This window comes from Pedobacter sp. (assembly GCF_040513095.1).
Taxonomy (GTDB): Bacteria; Bacteroidota; Bacteroidia; order Sphingobacteriales; family Sphingobacteriaceae; genus Pedobacter.
This window is the reverse complement of the sequence record NZ_JBEVDX010000135.1, coordinates 1-9,607: the sequence shown is the minus strand read 5'-3', so window position 1 is coordinate 9,607 and position 9,607 is coordinate 1. Positions and strand designations below refer to the sequence as shown.

Genomic DNA, 9,607 nt, shown 5'->3' with positions numbered 1-9,607 from the left:
GGACTGGTGTGGACACATGTGTCTGACCTAAAAGGATGGAATAACGCTGCTGCATTAGAATTTGGCGTGCATGTAGTTCCTTCAAACTTCCTGCTGGACAGGGATGGGAAAGTAATTGCCAAAAACATCCGCGAAGAGGCATTAGGCAATAAATTAAAATCGATTTTTAATTAACAATCAAAGCAATGAGTAACATTAAAAATTTTGGAATAAGTGCAGGCGTTCTGTTGGTGAACACAATGCTGTGTTATCAGACACAAGCGCAAAATATCCAGCCCGACAGTCTCAGGAAACAACTTGATAAACTGGTAGCTTCCAAAGAAGCAGCCGATCAGCAGGTATTGAACAGCAGGTTGAAAACACTGTCGGCCAGTAATAAAGAGATCGAAATGACGATCGCTGCCCAATATTATTACCGGATAAAAAACACCAAGAGTTCTGATTCTCTTTTTGAGGTAATGGTGGTTAAGTTTCCGAAAGGCATACAGGCCCGCAGCAAAGAACAACAGGCAATTTTTGAGATCAAATCTTTGCCGGAGATGGAAATAGCTTATGCCAACTGGATCAAAAAATTTCCGCCTGAAAGTTTCCCTGCCCTGCCTTTGGGAGAGGACAGAGTGAGTTATGATTATGTGCGCAGTCAGCTGGCGAGCAGATATGCAGCTGCCAAAAATACCGCCAAAGCTATTTATTATGGTAACCTCCTTGAAGCAGATTTCTGGAAGGGCAATGGATATGGTGGATTGGGAGAAGCTTTTTATAAAGCCGGCGACTTAAATAATGCGCTGATCTACACTAAAAAAGCAATGGAGAGCGCAGCATCCTTCACTGATGGAAAAAAGGGGAAAAGTGGAGCGGCTAATTTTGCCGCATCAGGTTATGCAGGCTTAACCGGGACTTATGCGAAGTTGTTGTATGAACAAAAAAAGTACAATGAGGCCCTAAAATATATCGAACTCGCTATTAAGTCCAGTCCTCAGCCAAGAGCAGATTTCAACTACCGCTATGCGCAGATTTTAGTAGCCCTGAACCGTAACCAGGAAGCATTCGACAGAATGGACGCCGCAGTAAAATCGGGTAAAGCTACTCAGGAAATGTCTGATCTCTTCAAGGTTTTGTACGTAAAAGTTAAAGGAAGCAACACTGGTCTGGATACTTACCAGGCAGATATCCGGAAAGGAATTGTCGAAGGAATCCAAAAACGACTTGTAAAGGAGATAGTAAATGAACCTGCAGCTGGATTTACGTTAACTGATCTGCAGGGAAATAAAGTTTCATTATCAGATTTCAAAGGTAAGGTAGTGATTCTTGATTTTTGGGCCACCTGGTGCGGCCCATGTAAGGCTTCTTTCCCCGCTATGCAGATGGCTGTGGACAAATATAAAGCGGATCCAAATGTGAAATTCCTTTTTATACACACCTGGGAAAGAGCAGAAAATCCAACAGAGGATGCCAGGGCTTACCTGGCAAGCACTAAATATACCTTTCAGGTGCTGATGGACAATAAGGATCCGGAAACAAAAACAAACAAAGTGGTGAGCAGTTACAAAGTTTACGGCATCCCCGCCAAGTTTGTGATTGATCAAAAAGGCAATATCCGATTTAAACTTACAGGCTTTGACGGAAGTAAAGAAGCCGCAGTTGACGAAATATCCATGATGATAGACATGGCAAAAGCATCAATATAAGATTTTACACAGCTTCTGATTCAGTCAGAAGCTGTGTATTCTATTTACCCTCCCTGCTGCCGGAAAAACATAGGTGTCGTACCGGTGTGTTTTTTAAAATAATTGCTGAAATAGGCGCTTTCTATAAATCCCAGCGGTAACTGATCTCCTTATTGGAAAGTGAAGTATGCAGCAGTAAACTATCATCGGTCGTGTAATCACCTTTGGCATTTTGGCCAGAGAGCCATGGTATGACCAAAACAAATCTACAACGGATACATGTATATCAAATGAGATGATAGCCTGAAGAAACTATTATTACAGGGGCATTACAATGAAATTTCGATAAGATCTTTGAGATTCATAATGAATACTGCGGATTTACTAATACCAGGGAGGGCACTGTGTGTGAAATTTGTATCAGCAAACACATCAGTAAAACACAAAATCTCAGTATTATGAAAACGAACATTAAACTTACCTTAACCGCATTTGTATGCCTCACTATTGCTGCCTTCAGCGCCTCTGCACAAGCTGATCCAGAGACGGGCTTTGTGATGCCAGCCCTTAATACGCAAAGTCCGCTGGCCGGAATGAGTGGCAATCATGTTGGGATCCGCGTGCCCGACTATAAGGCTGCAGTAAAATGGTACACCGAGAAACTCGACTTCAGAGTGATCAAGGAATGGCCTTACGCCGATGAGCAACTCGCTTACCTGGCCCCTGCAAACAGCAATGATTTCTGGCTGGAAGTTCTTGCAGAAGGCAAACTCAAACCTGTTGTAAAATTTAACGACCTGGGTAAAAGCCTGGAAGAAAGCGGTTACCACCACATCTGCTTACATGTAGATGACATGGACAAAACACTGACAGAACTAAAAAAACGGGGGGTAACGCTTGTCGGACAACCATTTTATCTGGATGTTATCAGCAGAAAGCTGGCTTTCTTCCAGGATCCATGGGGCAATATGATAGAATTGGCTGAAGTAAAAAAAAAGTAACGACTATGGCACAGCAAACAATTGAAACCACAACAGCAAACAAAGAAGCCATTCGTCTGGGTTTCGAAAAATGGACAGCGGGAACCGGAAGCTTCTTTGACCTCCTGCACGATGATATGGTGTGGACCATTACCGGCAGCACGCCCCTTTCAAAGACCTATAATGGCAAAAAAGAATTTATCGACCAGGTGATCGATCCCCTGAACCAGCGCCTTTCAAAAAAGATAGTACCTACAGTGCGCGGTATCTATGGCGATGGCGACATGGTCATCGCACATTGGGATGGGGTAGCTACAGCCAAAGATGGAAAACCATATTTAAGTTCTTACTCCTGGTACATGCAGATGGACAAGGGAAAGATCGTCAGGGTAACCGCCTTTCTTGACGGAATAGAATTTGCAGACATCATGAAAAGGCTGAAGGCAACACCTTAACCACCTCAAAGAGGGATAGTTAACAATTTGACACTATCATATGCAAACGTTAATTCATAAAACAGCACTGATCACCGAGTCCGCAGAAGGATTAGGGAGAGTCGTAGCAGATATTCGGTGAATTTTCTTTTCTGCTGTCAGAAAGGATCAACCCCAAAGTATAATTTCCTGCCGCCTGGGTTTTATGGTACCTCAGAACTTTAGCACCTATTTTAAAAAACATACGCAGAGAACTCCCCTGCTTTATCGGCAAAGTGTCTGGTAAACCTTTGAAATTCATAATACTTCCTGTGAATTTAGTACATATACGGGGCTTGATTCTCAGCACCTTTGAAATATCAAAACCAAAGAAAACCTACAACAATGGAAATTACATACAACCAAACTTTCAAAGCCCTCACACAAGCTATTGACAAGGCAAATGAGATCGGTGTAAATGCCAATATTACCATCCTGGATACCGGAGGGCACCAGAAAATATTCTTCAGAATGGATAATGCATATCTGGGATCTATTGATATTTCGATGGGAAAAGCAAAAACGGCAATGCTGTTCAGGATGAACTCCGAGCTGGTAGGCGAATTTCTTGCACCGGAAGCACACACCTACGGACTAACGCAAACCAGCGGCGGACTTGTAGGATTCAAGGGTGGTATGCCCGTAAAAGAAAATGCTGAAATAGTAGCCTATATCGGGGTATCGGGGGGCAGTCCAGACCAGGATTTTGAGATCGCCACGGCGGGCAGTATCATCTAAATTAAAAACAATCTGATTCATAAACTAAAATCTAAAATCATGTCAAACAGTAAAACAATTTTAATCACCGGAGCCGGATCTGGTTTCGGAGAAGGTGTAGCAATTGGATTAGCACAATTAGGCCACAAAGTAATCGCAGGTGTACAGATCTTTCCACAGGTAACTCCATTACGTCAAAAAGCGATCGAATTGGGCATACAGGATAACCTGCAGGTTGAAAAGCTTGACATCCTTGATCCTTATGATGTGAAGTTTGCCCTGACCTGGGATATTGATGTTTTCTTCAGTAATGCAGGGATCGGAGAAGCTGGTCCTGTGTTCGAAATCCCAATGGATCTGGTACGCAGAAACTTCGAAACCAATGTTTTTGCGCCCTTGAATTTAGTACAGAAGTTTATCAACAAATGGATAGATGCAGGTAAAAAAGGCAAAGTAGTGTTTACCTCTTCCATGGGCGGACTGTTCACTCCGGCAGGATTTGGCATCTACGTATCTACCAAACATGCCCTCGAAGCTATCGCAGAGGCACTGCATCAGGAAGTGAAATCCTATGGTATCCAGATCCAGACTGTTAACCCTGGCCCCTACCATACAGGATACAACGAGACTATGGCCGAAGAACCATTACGCTGGATGGATGATGCAGTAAATTATACCAAAAAGGCAGATCTGAAAGCAACCTTTGACGCAATGCTGAGTGTGCCTGAGGGCAGGCTTGATCCTAAAGAAATGATCGACGCTATGATTAACATTGTTCCTTCGGAAACAGGCAAGTTCCGCAACGTGGTGCCTAAAGCTATTGAGGATATGCTGAAGGAGAACCAGAAAAATGCCTGGGAAGTCACTATATAATCCTTTTACAATAGTACAAGCCGCATCATCATGCAATTTCCCCGGCATTTGGGTTATTGCATGGAGATGCGGTTTTTTTGCTATCTTGGCAAGATTAGTCTACAACCAAATGAAACAGACCCTTCTCTTATTTTGCCTGCTCTTAAGCATGGGTACCGCCAGATCCCAGGATTATATAATTACTAAATTCGGCATAAAAGCCGATAGCACTAAACTCAACACCGCAGCTATTCAGCGCGTGATCGATAAAGCTGCTGTTAAAGGGGGTACGGTAGTCATCCCTAAAGGAACTTTTCTGAGTGGTGCACTGTTTTTTAAACCCGGAACAAAGCTGAAATTAATGGAAGGCGCTGTGCTGAAAGGTTCAGACGATATAAAGGATTATCCCCTGCTCCCTTCGCGTATGGAAGGCCAGAACCTGGACTATTATGCCGCGCTGGTAAATGCCTACAAAGTAGATAACTTTAGCATTACCGGACCGGGATCAATTAATGGTAACGGACTGCGTTTCTGGAAAGCTTTCTGGGCAAACAGGGAAGAAAAGGCAAAGCTTAAGCAACCAGCTACGAATCTTGAAGTTCACCGTCCGCGACTGCTGTTCATCTGGGGCTGCAACGATGTAACGATCAAGGATGTGAAGCTGCACAATTCAGGATTCTGGACAACACACCTTTACCAGTGCAAAAACGTGTTGATGGACAACTGTGATATCCGCTCACCCTTCAGACCTGTGAAAGCACCAAGCACCGATGGTGTAGATATAGATGTTTGCAGCAAAGTAACTATCCGTAACTGTTATATTTCCGTAAACGATGATGCAGTCTGCATTAAAGGGGGAAAAGGCGTTGATGCACAAAATCTTCCGGGCAACGGGATCGTAGAAGATGTTCTTGTGGAGAACTGCACCTTCGGCGAAGCGCATTCTACATTGACGCTGGGTAGCGAATGTATACATGCCCGCAACATCACCATCAGAAACTGTAAAGTAGCCAACACCTGCCCTATACTGCGGCTAAAAATGAGACCTGATACTTATCAGCTTTTCGAAAATATCACTGTAGATAATATAACTGGAAGCTGCGGATCAGTAATTCTCATCAATCCCTGGAAACAGTTCTTTGATTTGAAAGGCAGCACCGAGAAGCCTTTTGGTACCATCAAAAACATAAAGATCTCCAATATAAATGTGCAGGCAGAGAGTTTCGGTGTTATGGAAGGCAATCCAAATGATACAGTAGCTGATGTAGTTTTCAGAAACGTTACCGTTACTACAAAATCTCCTGCATTACAAAACAAGTACAAGGATGTTAAAGTGGAAAACGTGAGTGTTAACGGGGCGCCACTCATTATGAAATAAACAAAATCAACCAGATAGGATTGCTGCTGCAATTCATTCTGGCTGATCAAGTAAATATTAATTATGTGCCTCAAGAAGCAGCGGAGCATCTGTCTTTTTCTTTTTGAACCTCAATATCAAATGATCAATGATCAGATACATGGATGGCACTACAAATAGCGTCAGGATCATGGAACTGGTAAGACCACCAATGATAACCCATGCCATACCGTTCTTGATTTCTGCGCCTGAACCGCTTGCAAGTGCAATTGGCAACATCCCAAGGATCATGGCCAGCGTGGTCATTAAGATTGGCCTGAGCCTTTCTTTACCTGCTTCAATCAGCGCTTCCTCCACAGAATGCCCTTCAGCTTTCAGCTGGTTGGTAAAATCCACAATCAGGATGGCATTTTTGGAAACCAGTCCCAGCAGCATAATCACACCGATGATGGAGAATATATTCAGCGTCTGCATGGTGAGTGCAAGTGCAAGCAAAGCCCCGATCAGCGCAACAGGAATCGAGAAAAGAACTACAAAAGGATAAATCGCATTTTCATAAAGCGCTACCATGATCAGGTAAACCAATACAATAGCCACCATCAAGGCAAAACCAAGACTGCCGAATGCGTCTCCCTGATTTTTCAGGTCTCCCAGGTACTCGACTGTAACTCCAGCAGGCAATTTGATCGATTTAACTTTCTCCTGGATGTCTTTACCAACAGATCCTGAGGGCCTGCCTGCTACGTTTGCTTTGACAGTGATAGAACCCAGACGGTCGCCACGTTCAAGAACACTCTCTCCGAGACCTTCAGTTACCTCGGCAAACTGGCTCAGGACAAAGGTTTGTCCATCACTATTATTAAAGGACAGGTTTCTTACGTTATTGATATCAGACCGGTCATATTTATCCAGACCGATCAGGATATCATATTCATTACCTGCCTGTTTAAACTTGCTCTTATCGTTCCCGCTAAAGGCATTCTGAAGTGCTGCTCCTACCTGACTGGCATCAATGCCCAGCAAGGTCATTTTTTCCCTGTTCAGACTCACTTCGACCTGCTGTTTCTGGTTTTTCACCGAGAGTTCAACGAATCGTGTACCAGCAACTGTTGCCACCACTTTTTTGTATTCTTCTGCAACTTTTCTGATGGCTTTGAGATCTAAACCTTTAATTGCAATCTGTATAGGTGCCTGATTGGCACCACCGGTTATTGAGGTTGGTGAAGCTGTAATTTTAACACCCGGAATAACCCTGCTCAGTTTCTTTTGCAATATGATTCCAAATTCCTCAGCAGTAATATCTCTCTTGGTTTTATCCACCATACTGATGGTGATCTCAGCAAGATTGCTGTTATTTGTAGTTCCTGCCACACTTCCGCTTACAAAACCAATGCTCGAAAACACACGTGTTACCTCTGGCTGCTTCATGATCATCTTTTCTGCCTCCTGTGTAACCATATTGGTTTGATAAAGTGAGGCAGATGGTGCCAGCTCAAGGTTAATGAGCAGTTCGCCCTGATCGGCCGAAGGGATAAAAGCGGCACCTACAAACCCAAACGGAATTAAAGCAATGCTGCCAATGATCAGTACAATCACACCCGATAACAGATACCGCTTATTATGGATCATGATGGTCAGCAGTTTCCCGTAATCCTCTTTCAGGTTATCCAGGAAGCGTTCAAAGCCAAGATTAAGTTTGCCCCATAAACTTTTCTCATTGAGCTTTTCGATTTTTCCAAATCTGCTTGCCAGCATCGGTGTAACAGTGAAGGATACAAATAAACTCATCAGTGTAGAGAAAACGACAACAAGCGAAAATTCCTGCAAAAGCGAACCGATGATACCACCGGAGAAAGCAATGGGAAGAAATACTACAACGTCTACCAGGGTAATGGCAAGTGCAGTAAAACCGATCTCGCTCCTGCCTTCTAAAGCAGCCTTTTCCTTATCAGATCCCATTTCCAGGTGCCTGTAAATATTTTCCAGAACTACAATCGAGTCGTCCACAAGGATACCCACAACCAATGACATCGCCATCAGCGTCATCAGATTCAGTGAGAATCCTAAAAAGTACATGGCAATAAACGTTGGGATGATGGATGACGGAAGTGCAACAAGTATAAACAGTGAGCTTCTGAAACTGTGCAGAAACGCCAGCATTACTACACCTACAATCACTACAGCAAGACCAAGATCTTCCATTACCCCATCGGCCGACTTCAGCGTATAAATACTCTGATCAGAAGATACGCTGAACTTCAAACTGGTCGATTTGTACTGTGCTTCAATAGCGCTGAACTTTTGCTTCACCTGCTCACTTACGTCTACAGCATTTGCATCTGTCTGCTTGATAATCTGCACTCCGATGGAAGGAATACCATTGATATGGTTAATCGCAGTAGTTTTTGCTGTGGCATCTACAACCTCAGCAATATCTTTTAAATAAACACTTCCCGCTCCCGGTCGCTGCTGAACAATCAGGCCGCGAATCTGGTTAACTGACGTCACATTTGCATCATAGCGGATAGACATTTGCTGGTTACGGGTTTCGATACTCCCTGCCGGAAAAGACTGATTCGCTTTACCCAGCGCATCAGTTACCTGTCCGATGCCCAGGCCATAAGCCTTAAGTTTGTCCTGATCGATGTTTACCTGGATCTCGCGTTTGTCACCACCAATAATATTCACCTGCCCCACTCCCGGAACATTCTGGAGGATGGGAAGTAATTGCCTATCTACAAAATCATACAATTCCCTCGGAGACAGTTTTGAAGTGACCCCTGCCTTGAGGATAGGCGCATCCTCCAGATTGATCTTATTCACCACTGGCTTATCGATATCATCCGGCAGTTCATTTTGTGCCTGATCCGCTTTCCGCTGGATATCACGTTCGGCCTGATCTACATCGGTACCACTTTTCAGGGCTATGACTACGCTGGATATTCCCTCCTGTGAAGTAGAGGTAATTTTATCCAGGCCTTCTACGGATGCAAAAGCATCTTCCAGTTTCTTTGTAACCGAGGTTTCTACTTCCGCAGCGGCAGCGCCAGGATAAACCGTGCTTACTGATACAGTAGGTACTTCCAGTTTAGGAAGCAGGTTATAGTTTAAACTAAAGTAGGAACGTGCACCGAAAATAAACAGCACCGTGAAAACTACTATGATGAGTAAAGGCCGCTTGACGGCTATTTCTGTAATTGACATAATTCGCTTATTTTATTTTGAAACACTTACCTGTGCGCCCTCTTTAAGGTTGATCTGACCGGAGGTCACTACCACTTCGCCGGCTTTTAGTCCTTCAATGACCTGGATAAGGTTATTCAGTTCCATTCCTGTTTTGATAGGTTTCTGGTGAACTATATTATTTTCAACAACATATACACTTGCATCCTTGATACTTTCAGTTAAGGCTTCACGCGGGATCAGCAGGATTTTCTGTTTGGTCTTGCGCGAAAAATCAGCATAGACGAAAGTACCGGAACGCAGTAATGCCTTTTCATTGTTAGCCGCCAATATTTCCACTTTGTAATTATGAGTCTCATCGGCCTGCGGACTGATAAA

Annotated in this window: 8 protein-coding genes; 6 read left to right on the top strand and 2 right to left on the bottom strand. The window is 43.7% G+C overall.

All coding sequences use genetic code 11. The annotated features are described in order from the left end of the window. The first annotated feature begins 185 nt into the window (after positions 1-185). The 6 genes from ABWY16_RS15395 (at position 186) to ABWY16_RS15370 (ending at position 6,067) form a co-directional block, all read left to right on the top strand. Complete coding sequence (locus ABWY16_RS15395) at positions 186-1,688, top strand: redoxin domain-containing protein (RefSeq protein WP_353905538.1); 1,503 nt, start codon at positions 186-188, stop codon at positions 1,686-1,688. A gap of 437 nt (positions 1,689-2,125) precedes the next feature. Continuing rightward, complete coding sequence (locus ABWY16_RS15390; protein WP_353905537.1) at positions 2,126-2,668, top strand: VOC family protein; 543 nt, start codon at positions 2,126-2,128, stop codon at positions 2,666-2,668. Between the two features lie 5 nt (positions 2,669-2,673). Then, positions 2,674-3,102, top strand: a complete 429-nt coding sequence (locus tag ABWY16_RS15385; RefSeq protein WP_353905536.1) for a nuclear transport factor 2 family protein — start codon at positions 2,674-2,676, stop codon at positions 3,100-3,102. A gap of 363 nt (positions 3,103-3,465) precedes the next feature. Further along, positions 3,466-3,858: a GlcG/HbpS family heme-binding protein gene (locus ABWY16_RS15380; RefSeq protein ID WP_353905535.1), complete on the top strand. Its 393-nt coding sequence runs from the start codon at positions 3,466-3,468 to the stop codon at positions 3,856-3,858. A gap of 39 nt (positions 3,859-3,897) precedes the next feature. After that, positions 3,898-4,710 carry an SDR family oxidoreductase gene (locus ABWY16_RS15375; protein WP_353905534.1) on the top strand — a complete coding sequence of 271 codons (813 nt, stop codon included), beginning with the start codon at positions 3,898-3,900 and terminating at the stop codon, positions 4,708-4,710. Positions 4,711-4,819: 109 nt separating this feature from the next. Continuing rightward, a complete protein-coding gene (locus ABWY16_RS15370) occupies positions 4,820-6,067 on the top strand; it encodes a glycoside hydrolase family 28 protein (RefSeq protein ID WP_353905533.1) in 1,248 nt (415 codons plus the stop codon). Between the two features lie 57 nt (positions 6,068-6,124). Here the strand turns inward: ABWY16_RS15370 and ABWY16_RS15365 are convergent, their stop codons facing one another. Both ABWY16_RS15365 and ABWY16_RS15360 read right to left on the bottom strand, forming a co-directional pair. Then, on the bottom strand, positions 6,125-9,250 hold the full coding sequence (locus ABWY16_RS15365) for an efflux RND transporter permease subunit (protein WP_353905532.1): 3,126 nt from the start codon (positions 9,248-9,250) through the stop codon (positions 6,125-6,127). A 12-nt stretch (positions 9,251-9,262) separates the two neighbouring features. After that, the coding region (locus ABWY16_RS15360) for an efflux RND transporter periplasmic adaptor subunit (protein WP_353905531.1) at positions 9,263-9,607 on the bottom strand (345 nt) is incomplete at its 5' end.

Excerpts from the sequence above, each read along its gene's own strand:
- ABWY16_RS15390 (WP_353905537.1), top strand. The coding sequence starts at position 2,126 with ATGAAAACGAACATTAAACTTACCTTAACCGCATTTGTATGCCTCACT.
- ABWY16_RS15370 (WP_353905533.1), top strand. The coding sequence starts at position 4,820 with ATGAAACAGACCCTTCTCTTATTTTGCCTGCTCTTAAGCATGGGTACC.
- ABWY16_RS15380 (WP_353905535.1), top strand. The coding sequence starts at position 3,466 with ATGGAAATTACATACAACCAAACTTTCAAAGCCCTCACACAAGCTATT.
- ABWY16_RS15365 (WP_353905532.1), bottom strand. The coding sequence starts at position 9,250 with ATGTCAATTACAGAAATAGCCGTCAAGCGGCCTTTACTCATCATAGTA.
- ABWY16_RS15375 (WP_353905534.1), top strand. The coding sequence starts at position 3,898 with ATGTCAAACAGTAAAACAATTTTAATCACCGGAGCCGGATCTGGTTTC.
- ABWY16_RS15395 (WP_353905538.1), top strand. The coding sequence starts at position 186 with ATGAGTAACATTAAAAATTTTGGAATAAGTGCAGGCGTTCTGTTGGTG.
- ABWY16_RS15385 (WP_353905536.1), top strand. The coding sequence starts at position 2,674 with ATGGCACAGCAAACAATTGAAACCACAACAGCAAACAAAGAAGCCATT.